Origin of the sequence: Streptomyces sp. NBC_00459 (assembly GCF_036013955.1) — a bacterium.
Taxonomy (GTDB): domain Bacteria; phylum Actinomycetota; class Actinomycetes; order Streptomycetales; family Streptomycetaceae; genus Streptomyces.
The window spans coordinates 5,949,896-5,966,069 of the sequence record NZ_CP107903.1 but is presented as its reverse complement, the minus strand read 5'-3'; the positions used below and the strand labels follow the sequence as shown (position 1 = coordinate 5,966,069).

The 16,174-nt window shown below is 71.9% G+C and carries 13 protein-coding genes; 5 read left to right on the top strand and 8 right to left on the bottom strand.

Annotated features, from left to right (window positions below):
- Position 1 precedes the first annotated feature (1 nt).
- The 3 genes from OHN74_RS26455 to OHN74_RS26445 all read right to left on the bottom strand — a co-directional run bounded on the left by OHN74_RS26455 (position 2) and on the right by OHN74_RS26445 (position 2,242).
- Positions 2–172 (bottom strand): Trm112 family protein, encoded by a 171-nt coding sequence (locus OHN74_RS26455; RefSeq protein ID WP_079054586.1) that lies wholly within the window; start codon positions 170–172, stop codon positions 2–4.
- A 150-nt stretch (positions 173–322) separates the two neighbouring features.
- Complete coding sequence (locus OHN74_RS26450) at positions 323–1,690, bottom strand: phosphomannomutase/phosphoglucomutase (protein WP_327697086.1); 1,368 nt, start codon at positions 1,688–1,690, stop codon at positions 323–325.
- 132 nt (positions 1,691–1,822) lie between these two features.
- The gene (locus OHN74_RS26445) at positions 1,823–2,242 is read right to left on the bottom strand and encodes a DUF3499 domain-containing protein (RefSeq protein ID WP_327697085.1); all 420 of its coding nucleotides are present in this window, start codon (positions 2,240–2,242) and stop codon (positions 1,823–1,825) included.
- Positions 2,243–2,557: 315 nt separating this feature from the next.
- Between OHN74_RS26445 and OHN74_RS26440 the strand changes: the two genes are divergently transcribed.
- On the top strand, positions 2,558–3,007 hold the full coding sequence (locus OHN74_RS26440) for a metallopeptidase family protein (protein ID WP_327700280.1): 450 nt from the start codon (positions 2,558–2,560) through the stop codon (positions 3,005–3,007).
- A 65-nt stretch (positions 3,008–3,072) separates the two neighbouring features.
- Here OHN74_RS26440 and OHN74_RS26435 read toward each other — a convergent pair whose 3' ends face one another.
- The 3 genes from OHN74_RS26435 to OHN74_RS26425 all read right to left on the bottom strand — a co-directional run bounded on the left by OHN74_RS26435 (position 3,073) and on the right by OHN74_RS26425 (position 8,701).
- Entirely contained in the window at positions 3,073–4,566 is a 1,494-nt protein-coding gene (locus tag OHN74_RS26435; protein WP_327697084.1) for a DUF5719 family protein, read from the bottom strand.
- A complete protein-coding gene (locus OHN74_RS26430; protein ID WP_327697083.1) occupies positions 4,563–8,243 on the bottom strand; it encodes a glycosyltransferase family 2 protein in 3,681 nt (1,226 codons plus the stop codon). The genes OHN74_RS26435 and OHN74_RS26430 overlap by 4 nt, the downstream gene beginning before the upstream one ends.
- 194 nt (positions 8,244–8,437) lie before the next feature.
- A complete protein-coding gene (locus OHN74_RS26425) occupies positions 8,438–8,701 on the bottom strand; it encodes a WhiB family transcriptional regulator (RefSeq protein ID WP_010034659.1) in 264 nt (87 codons plus the stop codon).
- A 682-nt stretch (positions 8,702–9,383) separates the two neighbouring features.
- Between OHN74_RS26425 and OHN74_RS26420 the strand changes: the two genes are divergently transcribed.
- The 4 genes from OHN74_RS26420 (at position 9,384) to OHN74_RS26405 (ending at position 13,409) form a co-directional block, all read left to right on the top strand.
- Complete coding sequence (locus OHN74_RS26420) at positions 9,384–9,878, top strand: cysteine dioxygenase (RefSeq protein WP_327697082.1); 495 nt, start codon at positions 9,384–9,386, stop codon at positions 9,876–9,878.
- Positions 9,879–9,949: 71 nt separating this feature from the next.
- Positions 9,950–10,909, top strand: coding sequence for a 2-phospho-L-lactate transferase (gene cofD / locus OHN74_RS26415; protein WP_327697081.1), 960 nt, complete (start codon positions 9,950–9,952; stop codon positions 10,907–10,909).
- 50 nt (positions 10,910–10,959) lie between these two features.
- Positions 10,960–12,276: a coenzyme F420-0:L-glutamate ligase gene (locus OHN74_RS26410; protein ID WP_443060574.1), complete on the top strand. Its 1,317-nt coding sequence runs from the start codon at positions 10,960–10,962 to the stop codon at positions 12,274–12,276.
- Between the two features lie 116 nt (positions 12,277–12,392).
- On the top strand, positions 12,393–13,409 hold the full coding sequence (locus OHN74_RS26405) for a DNA-3-methyladenine glycosylase family protein (protein ID WP_327697080.1): 1,017 nt from the start codon (positions 12,393–12,395) through the stop codon (positions 13,407–13,409).
- Between the two features lie 147 nt (positions 13,410–13,556).
- Here the strand turns inward: OHN74_RS26405 and OHN74_RS26400 are convergent, their stop codons facing one another.
- Both OHN74_RS26400 and OHN74_RS26395 read right to left on the bottom strand, forming a co-directional pair.
- Complete coding sequence (locus OHN74_RS26400) at positions 13,557–14,639, bottom strand: NDP-sugar synthase (RefSeq protein ID WP_327697079.1); 1,083 nt, start codon at positions 14,637–14,639, stop codon at positions 13,557–13,559.
- 58 nt (positions 14,640–14,697) lie between these two features.
- A complete protein-coding gene (locus OHN74_RS26395; RefSeq protein ID WP_327697078.1) occupies positions 14,698–16,113 on the bottom strand; it encodes a peptidoglycan recognition protein family protein in 1,416 nt (471 codons plus the stop codon).
- Positions 16,114–16,174: the final 61 nt, after the last annotated feature.

Here is a 16,174-nt window from a genome sequence, read left to right as displayed (position 1 = left end):
CCTACGCGGGGCGGCGGGCCTCGTCGACGAGCAGTACGGGGATTCCGTCCCGGACGGGGTACGCCAGGCCGCAGTCCTGACCGGTGCAGATCAGCTCGGACTCCTGCTCCTTGAGGGGTGCGTGGCAGGCCGGGCAGGCGAGGATCTCCAGGAGGCCGGCTTCGAGCGGCATGTGGTGTCCCTTCGGGGGCGCGGTGATGTGGCCTGGTCAGGGTACCGCCGTGGGGGGTGGGGTGTCGGGGGGTGTGGTGGGCGGTGGGAGGGCTTTCGCCCCTGTCGCCCCTACCCGTCCCAGGGGACCCCCACAAAGGTGCGGGCCGGGTCAGCCTCGGATGATGCTCAGCACTTCGTCCCGTACCTTCGTCATCGTTTCCTCGTCCCGTGCCTCCGCGTTCAGGCGCAGCAGGGGTTCCGTGTTGGACGGGCGGACGTTGAACCACCAGTCCGTGGCGGCGACCGTGAGACCGTCCAACTCGTCGAGTTCGACGCCCTCCTGACCCGCGTACGCCGTCCTGATCGCGGCCAGGCGGCCCGTCTGGTCGTCCACCGTGGAGTTGATCTCGCCGGAGCCCGCGTACCGGTCGTACTGGGCGACGAGGGCCGACAGGGGGCCGTCCTGGCCGCCGAGGGCGGCGAGGACGTGCAGGGCGGCCAGCATGCCCGTGTCCGCGTTCCAGAAGTCCTTGAAGTAGTAGTGCGCGGAGTGTTCGCCGCCGAAGATCGCACCCGTGCGTGCCATCTCGGCCTTGATGAAGGAGTGGCCCACGCGCGTGCGTACCGGTGTGCCGCCCTGTTCGCGGACGACCTCCGGGACCGACCAGGAGGTGATCAGGTTGTGGATGACCGTGCCGGAGCCGCCGTTGCGGGCCAGCTCGCGGGAGGCCACCAGCGCCGTGATCACCGACGGCGAGACGGGATCGCCGTGTTCGTCGACGACGAAGCAGCGGTCCGCGTCGCCGTCGAAGGCGATGCCGAGGTCGGCGTTCTCCTCGCGGGCACGCTTCTGGAGGTCCACGAGGTTGGCCGGGTCGAGCGGGTTGGCCTCGTGGTTCGGGAACGTGCCGTCCAGCTCGAAGTACATGGGGACGAGGGTGAGGGGCAGGCCGGCGAAGACCGTCGGGACCGTGTGGCCCCCCATGCCGTTGCCCGCGTCGACGACGACCTTCAGGGGGCGGACGGAGGTCAGGTCGACGAGCGAGCGGAGGTGTGCCGCGTAGTCCTCCAACGTGTCCCGCCGAGTGATCGTTCCCGGCGTCACGGGCTCCCGCTCCGGTACGCCCGAGTCCAGCCAGGACTCGACCAGTTCACGGATGTCGGCGAGGCCCGTGTCCTGGCCGACCGGTGCGGCGCCCGCCCGGCACATCTTGATGCCGTTGTACTGGGCCGGGTTGTGCGAGGCGGTGAACATGGCGCCGGGCAGGTCGAAGGCGCCCGACGCGTAGTAGAGCTGGTCCGTGGAGCACAGCCCGATCTCGGTCACGTCGACGCCACGTGCCGCCGCCCCGCGCGCGAAGGCGCGCGACAGGCCGGGCGACGAGGGCCGCATGTCGTGTCCGACCACGATCGCGTCCGCCCCGGTCACCTGGATGAAGGCAGCGCCGAACAGTTCCGCCAGCGGCTCGTCCCACTGGTCCGGGACCACCCCGCGCACGTCGTACGCCTTCACGAGCTGCGACAGATCTGCAGACACGGCCAACCCTTCCGAAAGTCCCATCGGTCGCCCCAAACTACCTGGACGGCGTCGAAGCGGGGGATGACGACGAGGGCTCGGACGCGTGGACGGGGAGTGGAGGGGGAAGGGGCCGGACACGGCTCCGGTGGCTCAGTTGTCCGGGGAGCGCAGGACTCTCAGGTGTCCGCGTCGGGCGACCTCGCGCGGGTCCGCCGTACGTGCTCCGCCGGCTTCGGCCGTACGCCCCGGCGGGCGGGCCGCTTCGCGGACCGCGTTGGCAAGCGCTTCCAGATCGTCTCCGCTGGGCCGCGCGGGAGCGGAGCTGTCCAGGAGCCGGACGACCTCCCAGCCACGCGGCGCGGTGAGGCGCTCGGAGTGCTCGGCGCACAGGTCGTAGCAGTGGGGTTCGGCGTAGGTGGCGAGGGGGCCGAGGACCGCGGTCGAGTCGGCGTAGACGTACGTCAGCGTCGCGACGGCGGGACGGCCGCAAGCGGTGCGCGAACAGCGACGTACAGGGCTCACGACGTTGGACGGTACCGCACTCTTGAGCGGGCCGCGACGACTCCCCACCAGGCCACTCTCCCGTGTCGTGGTGTGAAACCGCCCACACGGGTCTTCCCGGACACCTCGTTGACCTGGGGCGACAACGGGTTACGAGATACCGAACAATCCTGGTCCCGGTCACCACTTGGCATAAACCATGTCAATTGCCGTTACAACGACGGTCGTCGGTGTTCCAGGAGGCATATGAAATCGAGCCCAACCTTGGCCGGAATGGTCATCCCGCGACATGTCGGGGGCGGGCGGTCCGGCCCCGGCCGATGCCCGTGGGCGCAGCGTGCCCGGCGCCCGTGCGGCGGTCGCGGGGACTACGCTTCGTCAGTGATGGACAACCCCGTACCACCCCGCGCCGCAGCCCCCGGGCCCCGCCGCCGTGATCGCCACGGCCGTGGCATGCGCGGCCCCGTGGCCCCGCCGCAGGTTCCGCTCTCCGCGAGCCGCGCCGTGGCGTTCGCGGATCTGGTGCAGGACTCCGTGGAGCGGCTGGAGCGGCGGTGGCCGCAGCTCGCGGACTTCGACTTCCTCGTCCTCGAGGTACCGCAGCTCGAAGGGCCGCCCGAGGCCTGGGCCGACGAAACAGTCCCCCTGGGGGGCACGATCGCCGCCCGCGAGGGTCACCCCGCGCGCGTGGTGGTCTATCGCCGCCCGGTCGAGATCCGCACCAAGGGCCGCGACGAACGCGCGGCCCTGGTCCACGAGGTCGTGGTCGAGCAGGTCGCCGAGTTGCTGGGGCTCACCCCGGACACCGTGGACCCGCGGTACGGCGAGGACTGACACCGACACCCCTTGTCGGCAGTCGGCACCTTCGGTCGTCCCGGGGCGATCACTCGCCCCCGCTGTCACTTCTGCAGGACCGACAGATCCTGCTCCGCGTCCGGGACCGCCACCGTCCCCCGGTCGTCCGACAGCGTCTGGACCGTGAACGCCGGGACGCCGTCGGCCGGGGCCGCGAGGGTCCGGGACGCGTAGACGGCTCCACCGGAGACCCACTCGACCGTCAGCGCGTACGTGCCCTTCAGGCCTGCCGGGACGGGGAGTTCGACGTCCTGGGTGGTACCGCCCTTGATCGTGTACGTCTTCGTGGCCGCCGTGCCGCCCTCGCTGCCCGCGGACGCCGTGACCTTCACCTGGGCGGCACGGCCCGGGGCGGTCAGGGAGAGCGTGGTGCCCTTGGCGGTGTTGCCCACGGCCGTCGCGCGCGCGGAGACCGGGCCCGTGGCCGGGATGAAAGCGGTCTCCTGATTGGCGCCCTTGCCTCGTACGACCTCCAGGGCGGCGACGAACGGCACCGATGTGCCGGTCGGGGTGAGCACCAGGGAGCCCGCCTCGCCGCGTGTGAGGTCACCGAGGTCGACGGCGGCCGTCATACCCGCCTTGATGTGCAGCGTCTCGTTGCCCACCGGCGTGATCAGGCCCGTCGGGGAGGCCAGGCGCACCTTCAGGTCGGCGTCGCTTTCGCTGGGTGTGAAGGCGATCAGGCGTACGGAGGTGGCGTCCTTGGGGATGCCCGGCAGAACCAGGCTGCCCGCCGGTTCGGTGGACGCGGCCAGCCAGTCGCCGCCGGTCTTGGCGTCCAGCGCCTGGACGGCGGCGCCGACCCGGCCGCTGCGCACGTTCACGTGCACGGTGAGGTCGGCCTGCGGTCCGTCGGTGAGCGTGGACAGCAGGATCGGCTCGCTGCCGTGCGGCGGAACCGTGATGCCCTCGCCCACCTCGGACTTGAGGCTGCCGTCCTTGCCGTACAGCTCGACGTCGACGACCGCGGCGGAGTCGTCCGGGTTGGTCAGGTGCACGTAGTCGGTGCGGTCGGCGGCGGTGCTGGCGCCCGGGAACCAGAACTCGGTGTCCGGGACGGTGCAGTTGACGCCCAGCAGGCCGCGGCCGGTGCCCGCGGCGACCTCGGTGGTCTCCTGGACGGTCCAGCCCGGCGCGAACTTCCCCTCGGCGATGCCGACGAGCGCGGGCGAGTCACCGCCCGAGGTGTCCCCGGTGACGGGCCTGCCCGGCTCCTTGGGGGTGAGGACGGGCTTGGCGGGCTTCGCCTTGCCCTTCCCCTTGGCGCCGGTGGCCGACTCCGCGGTGGCGGCGGCCAGTTCGGCCTTGCCGTCACTCCCGGTGCCCTTTGTGACGGGCGTGAAGGACGTGTACGCCGTCTCCGCGAGGTCGGAGGTGCTGGGAGCCGGGCAGAGCAGGCTCGTGCGCTCCACGGGCAGCTGGGCGGCGGCCTTGGCCGTGCCCGCGTCCGACGCGTCCGGTGTGCTGAGCGAGGCGAAGCCGGTGACGGCGGCGAGCGCGGTCGTGCCGACGATCAGGGAGATGGTGGTGCGGTTCACTGCTGGCTCCCGTCGGGGCGCTCATCCTGCGGGTGCGGCTGTTGTGGGTGCGGTTGTGGTGGCTGCGCCGGGTCGTACGCGGGGTCGTAGCCCTGGGTGTACGTCTGGTCGTACGCCGTCGTCTGCGGCGAACCGCCGTACGCGTACGGGTCGTACTGGCCGCTCTGGTACGGATCCCCCTGGTAAGCCGGGTCGTAGGTGCCCGGCGGGTACTGCTGGGCGTTCTGGTACTGGTCGGCGCTGTAGCCCTCGTACTGGGTGCCCGCGTAGGCGGCGGTGTTCCATTCGTCGCCGTACGGCTGCTGCTGCGGGATCGCCGCCGGTGCCTCCTCCGGAGGAGGGGTGGCGGAGGGGAACTCGGCCTGTTCGTCGGCCTGTTCGGTCTGGTCGGCCTCCGCCTGGGCGCGCAGGCGGCGGGCGCGGCGGCCCTCGCCCGTGGTGGCCTGGGCGGGGATCTCGCGCTCTTCCTCGGGAAGGTCGTCGTCGACGTCCCGGCGGCGGCCCGGCAGGGCCATGACGACGAGGACGACGGCGAGCGCGCCCTGCGTCCACAGCCAGGCCGTGTGGCCGATCGGGGTGTCGAAGGTGACGTCCAGCTTCCCTCCGGAGGAGGGAAGCTCGAAGCCCTGGGCCCAGCCGTCGAGGGTGGTGGGGGTGAGGGGCTTGCCGTCCAGCGTGGCCGTCCACGCCTCGTCGAAGGAGTCGGCGAGGCGCAGGACGCGGCTGCCGGAGCCGGCCGGGACCGTGGTGTGGATGTCGACGGGTCCGGCGGCGACGGGCTGCGGGGCACCGGAGCCGGACGCCGGGACGATGCCGGCGCGCGAGACCTGCCGGTCGACGCGCCACAGTGCGCCGCCCTCCTGCTGGCTGAGCCTGCTCAGGCCGGGCGTCGCGTCGAGGACGCGGCTGATCTGGCGGGGCGCGCCCTTGTGGACGAGGACGTAGCGCACGGCGAAGCCGCCGAGTTCGTCGGCCTGGTCGGCGCCGGAGCCCGCGACGAGGTTGGCGACGACCTTGTCGAGGAGTTCGTTCTCACCGCTCCGGGCGGCGAGTTCGCCGTCGCCCATGCGTACGCCGGAACCGCGGACGAGGGCGTAGCCGACACGGGCGGTGGAGTCGCCGGTCAGAACCAGGGTGCGGGCCTGGTCGCGGGTGCCGCTCTCCTCGGCGACGAACGCGGGCACCTGGACGGGGTCACGCCGTTCCAGCGGGCCGTCGGCGCCGCCGATCATCCAGCCGGCGGCGAGGAGCAGTGGGCCCGCCGCGGCGGCGAACGCGATCAGCGCGGCGACCGGCTGACGCCAGCCGAAGCTCTGTTCGGCCACGCGCGAGCGTGCCCCGTCGGCGCCGAGCGCGGCGGCGGCCAGCAGGGCGAGGCCGTAGACGAGGGTGGCGGGTCCGGCCCACGTCGAGCTGTTCGAGAGGACCGCGAAGACGAGCGCCACCAGGGCGACCGCCCAGGCGGTCCAGATGCCGAACTGGCGCTCGGTGCGCAGCAGGGCGGCCAGGGCGGCCAGCACGACGCCGATGAGCATCAGCCCGCTGACCGTGCCGGGTCCGCCCGGGCTGACGCTGAGGAGGTCGAGGGCGCCCGCGGAGCCGGAGCCGTACTCCAGGCCGGCTTCCTGGAAGAACCCGAACGGGAGCAGGGACAGCGACCAGGGGGCGAGGACCAGCAGGGGCACGCCGAGCTGGGCCAGGAAGCGCGGCCCGTAGGCGGTGATCTCGCCCCGCCGCACGACGAGGAGCGCGAGACCGAGCAGCAGGGCGATGGGCCACACGATCGGTGTGAAGGCGGTGGTGATCGTGAGCAGCAGCGTGTACGCCCAGGTGGCGCGCCAGCTGCCGCGCGCTCCCGACGCGTGTGTCAGACCGCTTGCCGCGATGCCCGCGCGGGCCATCAGCGGCAGCAGGACGGCGAGTACGGCGGTGCCGATCCGGCCACCCGCAAGGGCACCGGTGGTGGCGGGCAGGAAGGCGTAGACAACGGCCGCCCACGCGCGCAGGAGCCGCGATTCGACGAGCGGGCGGGAGGCGAAGTACGCGGTGAAGCCGGCCAGCGGCACCGAGGCGATCAGCAGGACGGTGACCGCGAGGCCCGCCGAGCCGAACAGGGTGGAGGCGAGCATCGCGACGAGCGCCAGATAGGGCGGCGCCGACGAGGTGTCGCCCACGCCCACCGGATGCCAGGCGTCCAGATAGCGCGCCCAGAGTTCGGCGGAGTCGGCCGGCGCGGGCAGCAGCGCGCCGCCCACGAGGGCACCGCTGCGGAGCAGTTCACGGCAGGCGACGAGCGAGACGAGCAGGAGGACGAGGAAGAGCACCGGGCCGGGCTTGCGGGCGATGCGCTTGAGGCGGGCGAACTGCTCGATCTCCAGGAAGTCGGCGTCGTCACCGCCGGGCCCGGACTCGACCGCGCCGCCGTGCCGGCCCGCACCGGAGGTGACCTCGGGGTCGGAGCGGCCGCCGAAGTCGCCGGCGACCTGTTCGACGGTGGCCCGCACGGTCGCGCCGGGGGGCGGGAACAGGGCTCGCAGCTCGCCCTTGTCGATCTGGGCGACGCCTCGTCGGCGGCGCCCGGCGATGATCCGCTCGGGCCGCAGCAGGGTGCCCAGGAGACCGCGGATCTCGTCGACGGCCTGTCCGGGGGCCTTGCCGACCAGATACGCCACCACGCGCACCAGCGTGCCGAGCACCACGCGCAGCAGCACCCAGGGCAGCTGTGCGGTACGGCTGTTGACGAGCAGGGTGTAGACGGCGCCTGCCTTGTCGACCTTGTGCGGGGACGCGGAGGTGCGGCCCACGCAGTCGACGGTGCGCCGCTCGCGGGAGGACGCTTCGGCATGCCGTACGACCGCGTCGGGGGCGACGAGGACACGGTGGCCGGCGGCGGTGGCGCGCCAGCACAGGTCGACGTCGTCGCGCATCAGGGGCAGCCGGCGGTCGAAGCCGCCGAGTTCGTCGAAGACGTCGCGCCGTACGAGCATGCCCGCGGTGGACACGGACAGCACCGGGCGGACGTGGTCGTGCTGGCCCTGGTCCTGTTCGCGGCGGTCCAGGCCGGTCCAGCGACGGCCGGAGTTGGCGATGGTGACGCCGACTTCGAGGAGCTGTCTGCGGTCGTACCAGCCGCGCAGCTTGGGGCCGACGACCGCGATGTCGTCCCCCCGGCCCAACTCGTGCTCGTGCTCCACGACCCGCAGCAGCTGGGCCAGTGCGTCCGGCTCGGGCGCGCAGTCGTCGTGCAGCAGCCAGAGCCACTGCACCGGCTCCCCGTGGGGCAGCTCAGGCATGTCGTACGCGTCGTCGCGCCAGCTGCGGGTGACGGGGTCCCAGCCGCTGGGGCGCTTCAGATACGTCAGCTCGTCCGGGGTGAGGACGGGCGCGGTGCGGTTGGCCTCCTCGACGGCCTGGCCGAAGCCGGTGCGGCGGGCGAGGTGCAGGACGCGGTCGGCGCCGAGGGCTTCGGTGACCAGCTGGGCGGAGTCGTCCGCGCTGCCGGTGTCGGCCCCCATGACGTTCTGCACCGGGCGCTCCTGCCCGAGCAGCCCGGCGAGCACCTCGGGCAGCCAGCGGGCGCCGTCGTGGGAGACGAGTACCGCGGTCACCACGTGACGCGGGAACTCGGGCGTGGCGGCAGTGCCGTAGTCGGCTGCCGTGTGGCTGTGCGCGGACATCGAGGTACGGGCCCCGGTTCGGTGGACTGTGGGGGACGCCTGTGCCCTCTGTGAGCGGCGGGGCGTCTCGGACGAGCAGCCACACTATCGGCTGGGCAGCACGGCGGCCCGCCGCCTGTGGACAACCCCACCCGCGACGGGCCGTTCGTTGTGCTGCCGTGTGCTGCGTTACGTGGAGCCCGGTGCCGTACGCCTCAGACCGCGGCCTTCTTGAGACGGCGGCGTTCCCGCTCGGACAGGCCGCCCCAGATACCGAAGCGCTCGTCGTTCGCGAGGGCGTACTCGAGGCACTCCGAGCGGACCTCGCACGCGAGGCAGACCTTCTTGGCCTCGCGGGTCGAGCCGCCCTTCTCGGGGAAGAAGGACTCGGGGTCGGTCTGGGCGCACAGCGCGCGCTCCTGCCAGCCGAGTTCCTCGTCCGCGTCGTCGACCAGCAGTTGCTGCACCGTCTCGGTCATGTGCGCCCCTCGTCTGTCTTTCGCGTCCCCGTGAGGTTGCCGTCGACCGTTGTCGGCCGAACGACACGAGTGAAATTACAAGTGTGCTGCTCCGGGCGAGTCAAGCCGAGATCTGCTATTGGGCCCCTTATTCACTCTGCGGAACCAAGGCCAAGCGGAAAGTGTTCAAATCGGCATAAACCTTGACAGGCAGAGGAGGCCCCGGGGGACGACTACCCCCGCACAGCGCCTGTACGGGAGAGGACGCCCAGAAGTTCGATCTCGTTCCGAACTCCGTGCGCCTGGTTGTGCGCCATGTGTCCTCGAAGGCCGGCGAACAAACCTTTCACCTGGGAGATGAACCGGATGAGGTGAAACATGTCCCACATACCGGGCGTCGAGTTGACAGTGAAGGTGTGAACCGATGTCCTTGTGGGCATGCTCGCGAACTCGGTACCCACCTCGACCCGCCCCGCGCGGTCCCTCGGTGCTGACCGTGTTCGCTGTAGCTGTTGTTGCTGTTCCAGCTGTTGAGCCCAACGCGCTCCGGCTGCCTTTGAGTCCACCGCGACTCGGCTGCTGTTTCCCCCGAAGCCCACACCAGGGCGCTGCTTTTCCCGGCCTTCCCGCCCGTGACCCGGGCGGACGGTACGCGACACCCAGCCAACCCCCACACTTCTCCCGCCGAGGACCTCCGCACTCCATGAACAGCGACAGCGACCTCCAGATCGCCGGCGACATCCTCGAAGTACCGCACCTCCTCCAGGCGCCGCGCGAGCACCCGGCCACCGTCGCCGACTTCGTCGGCCTGGCCCGCGCCATCGCCGCGGACCCCTCCCAGTGGGCGCACCTCGTCCGGTACGACGCGACCTCGCGCTGGTACCACCGGCTGCGCACCGGCCCCGGCTACGAGGTGTGGCTGCTCTCCTGGGTCCCCGGACAGGGCAGCGGGCTGCACGACCACGGCGGCTCGTCGGGCGTCCTGACGGTCCTGGACGGGCGGCTGACCGAGCGGACGGAGCGCGGCACGCGCGCGTTGAAGGCGGGCTCGCAGCGGGTGTTCGCTCCCGGGTACGTCCACGAGGTGGTCAACGACAGCCTCGAACCGGCCGTGAGCCTGCACGTCTACTACCCGGGCCTGACGGAGATGCCGATGCACGCCGCGCGCTGCGCGCCGTCGGCGGCCGTGACCGGCTGAGAGCGGGGTCCGCGCCGGCGGCCCGGCGACCGGTCGGCGCACTGTCGTACCCGCCTGCAAGACTTGTCCGCATGCGCATTGTGGTTCTGGCAGGCGGCATCGGTGGTGCCCGGTTCCTGCGCGGTCTTCAGCGGGCCGTGCCGGACGCGGACATCACCGTCATCGGCAACACCGGGGACGACATTCACCTCTTCGGGCTGAAGGTCTGCCCCGATCTCGACACGGTGATGTACACCCTCGGCGGCGGCATCAACGAGGAGCAGGGCTGGGGGCGGACCGACGAGACCTTCCATGTGAAGGAGGAGCTCGCTGCGTATGGCGTCGGGCCGGAGTGGTTCGGTCTCGGCGACCGGGACTTCGCCACGCACATCGTGCGGACGCAGATGCTCGGCGCGGGCTATCCGCTGAGCGCCGTCACCGAGGCGTTGTGCGACCGGTGGAAGCCCGGGGTGCGGCTCATCCCGATGTCCGACGACCGCGTGGAGACGCATGTCGCCGTCGAGGTGGACGGGGAGCGCAGGGCCGTCCACTTCCAGGAGTACTGGGTGCGGCTGCGGGCCTCCGTGCCGGCCGAGGCCATCGTGCCGGTCGGCGCGGAGCAGGCGAAGCCGGCGCCGGGGGTCCTGGAGGCGATCGCCGACGCCGACGTGATCCTCTTCCCGCCCTCCAACCCGGTGGTGTCCGTCGGCACGATCCTGGCCGTGCCCGGCATCCGCGAGGCGATCGCCGAGGCGGGCGTGCCCGTGGTGGGCCTCTCCCCCATCGTCGGGGACGCGCCCGTGCGCGGGATGGCCGACAAGGTGCTCGCGGCGGTGGGCGTGGAGGCCACGGCGGCGGCGGTCGCCGAGCACTACGGTTCGGGTCTGCTGGACGGCTGGCTCGTCGACACGGTCGACGCGGGCGCGGTGGAGCGGGTGGAGACGGCGGGCATCCGCTGCCGTGCGGTGCCGCTGATGATGACGGACGTGGAGGCGTCGGCGCAGATGGCGCGCGAGGCGCTCGCGCTGGCGGAGGAGGTGCGGGGCGCTTGAACGGCGGACTTTCCGGTGAGGGTGCGATCGGTGGCCGTACCGGCGGCGGTATCGATACCGGTGGCGGGGACGGGTATCGGGTCTGGGCCGTGGGTGGGCTGCCCGAGGTTCAGCGTGGAGACGATCTCGCGAAGCTCATCGCCGCCGCCGAGCCCGGGCTGCGCGACGGGGACGTGCTGCTCGTCACCTCGAAGATCGTGTCCAAGGCCGAGGGACGCGTCGTCGAGGCGGCGGACCGGGAGGCCGCGATCGACGCCGAGACCGTGCGGGTCGTCGCCCGGCGCGGACCGCTGCGGATCGTGGAGAACCGGCAGGGGCTGGTGATGGCCGCGGCCGGTGTCGACGCCTCCAACACGCCCTCCGGGACGGTGCTGTTGCTGCCCGAGGACCCCGACGCGTCCGCGCGTGCGGTGCGGGACGGGCTCAGGGACGCGCTGGGCGTCAACGTCGGGGTCGTCGTGACCGACACCTTCGGGCGACCCTGGCGTGCGGGGCTCACCGACGTGGCGATCGGCGCGGCGGGCGTGCGCGTGCTCGACGATCTGCGCGGGGGCACGGACGCGTACGGCAATCCGCTCTCCGCGACCGTAGTGGCGACCGCCGACGAGCTGGCCGGCGCCGGGGATCTGGTCAAGGGCAAGGCTTCGGGGCTGCCCGTCGCCGTCGTGCGCGGGCTGCCTCAGCTGGTGGTCGAGGGCGACAGCGAGAGGGCGGGGGCCCGGGCCTTGGTGCGCGACTCCCGCGACGACATGTTCCGGCTCGGTACGTCGGAGGCCGTACGGGAGGCGGTGACCCAGCGGCGTACGGTGCGGGCCTTCACCGACGAGCCCGTCGACCCCGGGGCGGTACGGCGGGCGGTCGCCGCCGCGGTGACCGCGCCCGCTCCGCATCACACGACGCCCTGGCGCTTCGTACTGCTGGAGTCGGAGCGGTCCCGGACCGAGCTGCTCGACGCGATGCGGGACGCCTGGATCGCGGATCTGCGGCGGGACGGGAAGAGCGAGGCGTCCGTCGAGAAGCGGGTGCGGCGGGGGGATGTGCTGCGGGGGGCGCCGTATCTGGTGGTGCCCTGTCTGGTGATGGACGGGTCGCACACGTACGGGGACGCTCGACGGGACGGGGCCGAGCGGGAGATGTTCGTGGTCGCGACCGGGGCCGGGGTGCAGAACTTCCTTGTCGCGCTCGCCGGTGAGCGGCTCGGGTCTGCGTGGGTGTCGTCGACGATGTTCTGCCGGGATGTCGTGCGGGAGGTGCTGGGGCTGCCGGCGGGGTGGGATCCGATGGGCGCGGTCGCGGTCGGACATCCGGCGGAGGCTCCGCGGGCTCGGGTGGACCGGGATGCGGGGGCGTTCATCGAGGTGCGGTGAGGTTGTGGGTGGCGGGGGCTGCTGTTTTCTTGGCGGCGGCTCGTCGTAGGGGCGGTTCGTCGTAGCGGCGGTTCGTTTTTCCGGGCTCCATTTTGTGTGTGCTAGGAACGGTTTTCGTGGCAGGACGGTTCTCTCCTCAGCCTTCCCGGCCCACTCGTACGACCGTGCGGGGTGGGCATGTCGTCGTGCCCGGTGGGGTGCCGCGGCAGGCCGGTGCGCCGGGGCGGTCGCGGACCTGGGTGCCCGGTGTGCCGCTCGACCTCGGGCTGGTTCTGGGGCCGTTGCGGCGGGGGCCGGGCGACCCCACGTTCCGGGCGGCGCCGGACGGGTCCGTGTGGCGGGCCAGCCGTACGCCTGCCGGGGCCGGCACTCTGCGGGTCGCGCTGCGGGACGGGGTGGTCCGGGGGGAGGCGTGGGGGCACGGGGCCGAGTGGTTGCTGGAGCAGTTGCCCGAGTTGCTGGGGGCGGCCGACGATCCCGAGGTGTTCGCACCTCGGCACCGGATTGTCGCGCTCGCGCGGCATCGGCGGCCGGGCCTGCGGCTGACGCGGACCGGGCTGGTCATGGAGTCGCTGATTCCGTCCGTGCTGGAGCAGAAGGTCACGACCGATGAGGCCTACCGGGCTTGGCGGCTGCTCGTACGGAAGTTCGGGGAGCCTGCGCCCGGGCCCGAAGGCATGCCGCAGGGGTTGTTCGTTGTGCCCGCGGCTCGGGACTGGGCTCTGATTCCGTCCTGGGAGTGGCATCGGGCCGGGGTCGACGACAAGCGGGCTTCGACGGTTCTGCGGGCTGTCCGGGTCGCGGGGCGGATCGAGGAGGCTGTGACGCTGGATCCGGAGCGGGCGCGGGCTCGGTTGGAGTTGGTTCCCGGGGTGGGGCCGTGGACCTCGGCCGAGGTCGTGCAGCGGAGTCATGGGGCGGCGGATGCCGTGACTGTGGGGGATCTGCATCTGCCGGGGATCGTCGGGTTCGCGCTGGCGGGGGATCGGGACGCGGATGACGAGGTGATGTTGTCGTTGCTGGAGCCGTATGCGGGGCAGCGGCATCGGGCGGCTCGGTTGATCCTGCTGAGTGGGCGTACGCCGGGGAGGCGGGCGCCACGTATGCGTAAGGGGGATATCGGGCGGCTCTGAGGCGGGGCGCGGTTTCTTCGCCCCCGCCGCCCCTAGCCGTCCCATCCCTGGGGGCTGCGCCCCCAGACCCCCCTTACGCGCTGAACGCGCTCGTCCTCAAACGCCGGACCGGCTGAAGGGTGCCGGCCGGTGAGTGTGAGGTACGGCCTACCGGTCCGACGAGAAGCGGAGTGCGCCCGCCGGGATTCTTGCGTCGCACCACACCCGTACGCCCTCGCTCAGTTCGTTGTCGGCGCCGATGACCGCGCCGTCGCCGATGACCGTGCCCGTGAGGACCGAGCGTTCACCCACGCGGGCCCTCGCGCCGATCAGGGAGTCGGTGATGACCGCGCCCGGTTCGACCACCGCGCCCGCCAGGATCGTGCTGCCCGAGACCCGGGCGCCCTCCGCCACGAACGCGCCCTCGCCCACCACCGTGCCGCCGGTCAGTTTGGCGTCGGCGGCGACCCGGGCCGAGGGGAGGACCAGGCGGTCGCCGCAGCGGCCGGGGACGGCCGGGGACGGGGCTCGGCCCAGGACCAGGTCGGCCGAGCCGCGGACGAAGGCCGCGGGGGTGCCCAGGTCCAGCCAGTACGTCGAGTCCACCAGGCCCTGGAGATGCGCCCCCACAGCGAGTAGTTCCGGGAACGTTTCTCTTTCCACCGACACCGGGCGGCCTGCCGGGATCGCGTCGATGACCGAGCGGCGGAAGACGTACGCCCCCGCGTTGATCTGGTCGGTGACGATCTCCTCGGGGGTTTGCGGTTTCTCCAGGAACGCTGTCACCCGGCCCGTCTCGTCCGTGGGGACCAGGCCGTAGGACCTCGGGTCCGTCACTCGGGTCAGGTGGAGGGAGACGTCCGCCCGCGTCGACTCGTGGGTGCGGACGAGGGCCCTGATGTCCAGGCCCGTGAGGATGTCGCCGTTGAAGACGAGGACCGGGTCGTCCGGGCCGGAGTGCAGACGCGGGGCCACGTTGCGGATCGCGCCGCCCGTGCCGAGGGGTTCGTCCTCGGTGACGTACTCCAGATGGAGGCCGAGCGACGAGCCGTCGCCGAAGTACGGTTCGAACACCTCGGCCAGGTAGGAGGTCGCCAGGACGACGTGCTCCACCCCCGCCGCTCTCGCTCTCGCCAACTGGTGGGTGAGGAAGGGAACCCCGGCCGCCGGGACCATCGGCTTCGGGGTGTGCACGGTGAGCGGACGCAGCCGGGTGCCCTTGCCGCCGACCAGGAGGATCGCTTCTGTCACCTGTCGTCTCTGCTTCCTGCCAGGACCGACCGAAGACGCTGTCCGGTCGGCCGAATCCTCATCGCCCCTGGTATTTGGCCGCCGTTTTGCGCGCCGAGCCGAGCTTCCCGTAGAGCAGCCGGCCCGGGCACTCGGTGGCGAAGCCGTCCCGGTGGCCGGAGATCGCGTTCAGTCGTACGTTCTTTCCCTTTGGGTAGAGATTGCCACCACCCGACTTCAGGTATGTCTTCCCGTTCGGATTGACCCCGTACAGGCCCAGCTTCCAGGCGGTCAGCCGGGCGATCGCACCCACTGACGCTTTGGACGGCTTGGAGTCGACGAAAGTTCCGAGGACGGCGATCCCCATGCTGTCCGTGTTGAATCCGAGCGTGTGTGCGCCCATCACGGGTTTCGCCAGGCCGCCGGCGCGCCCCTCGTAGATGTTTCCGCACCGGTCGACGAGGAAGTTGTAGCCGATGTCCCGCCAGCCGCTGCTCTCCACGTGGTAGCGGTAGATACCACGGATGAGGGACGGGGCGTCCGAGCACCAGTACTTGTTGCCCGAGGCCGTGTGATGCACGAAGGCCGCCTTCACCTTCTTCGTGTAGACGAAGCCGCGTTCGCGCAGCGTCTCGTCCGCACCCCAGCCGCGCCGGGTGACGATCCGCGGGCGCGGGCCGATGTACGGCTTCACCTGCCGCTCCTCCGATACCGTTCCCGCTCCCGTCTCCGTCTCCTGGCGCCGCTGCAGCGTCAGCGCCTCTTCCTCCGTCTGCTGTCGGTTCAGTGCCGGGATCTCGGTGGCGCCGAGGGGCGCGAGGTCCGCGTTGGCCGCGTCCGACTCCGCGGCCTCGGTGGCGTACTCGGGCTCCGCCGCCCCCATGACGCGAGCGCTCTGTCGCGCGGATGTCGCGGGTGCTGCCGGTGCCGTACCCGGGTCCACCAGTTCGAGGCGCAGGCCTGCGGGGAGCGGGGAGCGGGCGCCCGTGTCTCCCTCGCCGTCCGCCCGTACGCGTACCTCCACGCCGTTCGATCTGCCCACCCACAGCGGTGCCGTGGAGCCGCGGACCCGGCCCGAGACGCGTTCGGCGGTGTCGGGGTCGGCCGCGTGCTCGTGGTTGTGCGTCTCCAGGTCCTGCCAGCCCGACCAGTGACCGCTCGCGGCCTCCCGGGTACGGACCTGCACCTGGCCGAACAACTCGGTGTCCGGGTTGTCCCAGACGACACCGACCAGCGAGAAGTGCCGTACGTCCGGCCGGTACAGGCCCTGTTCGGCGGCCGGGCCGATGGTGCGGTCGCCGGGGCTGGGGGCGAGCGGGAGCGACTGGGTGCTGCCGGGGACGGCGGAAGCGGCGGGGGCCGCCGGGACCATCTGTGCCGGTCTTGCCTCGGCGGGTCTCGCCGAGGCCGGGGCCGGGGTGGTGAGCAGGGTCAACGGAAGCGCCAGGGCTGTTGCACATACGACGCCGATGGAAGAAGAAAGATATCCACGCATGCCCCTGATCCTGGACATAGTCATACATATCTGTCCAACGATGAACTGACGGGTCGTCTGG

Excerpts from the sequence above, each read along its gene's own strand:
- OHN74_RS26430 (WP_327697083.1), bottom strand. The coding sequence starts at position 8,243 with ATGTCCGCGCACAGCCACACGGCAGCCGACTACGGCACTGCCGCCACG.
- OHN74_RS26395 (WP_327697078.1), bottom strand. The coding sequence starts at position 16,113 with ATGCGTGGATATCTTTCTTCTTCCATCGGCGTCGTATGTGCAACAGCC.
- cofD (WP_327697081.1), top strand. The coding sequence starts at position 9,950 with ATGCGCATTGTGGTTCTGGCAGGCGGCATCGGTGGTGCCCGGTTCCTG.
- OHN74_RS26455 (WP_079054586.1), bottom strand. The coding sequence starts at position 172 with ATGCCGCTCGAAGCCGGCCTCCTGGAGATCCTCGCCTGCCCGGCCTGC.
- OHN74_RS26440 (WP_327700280.1), top strand. The coding sequence starts at position 2,558 with ATGGACAACCCCGTACCACCCCGCGCCGCAGCCCCCGGGCCCCGCCGC.
- OHN74_RS26420 (WP_327697082.1), top strand. The coding sequence starts at position 9,384 with ATGAACAGCGACAGCGACCTCCAGATCGCCGGCGACATCCTCGAAGTA.
- OHN74_RS26425 (WP_010034659.1), bottom strand. The coding sequence starts at position 8,701 with ATGACCGAGACGGTGCAGCAACTGCTGGTCGACGACGCGGACGAGGAA.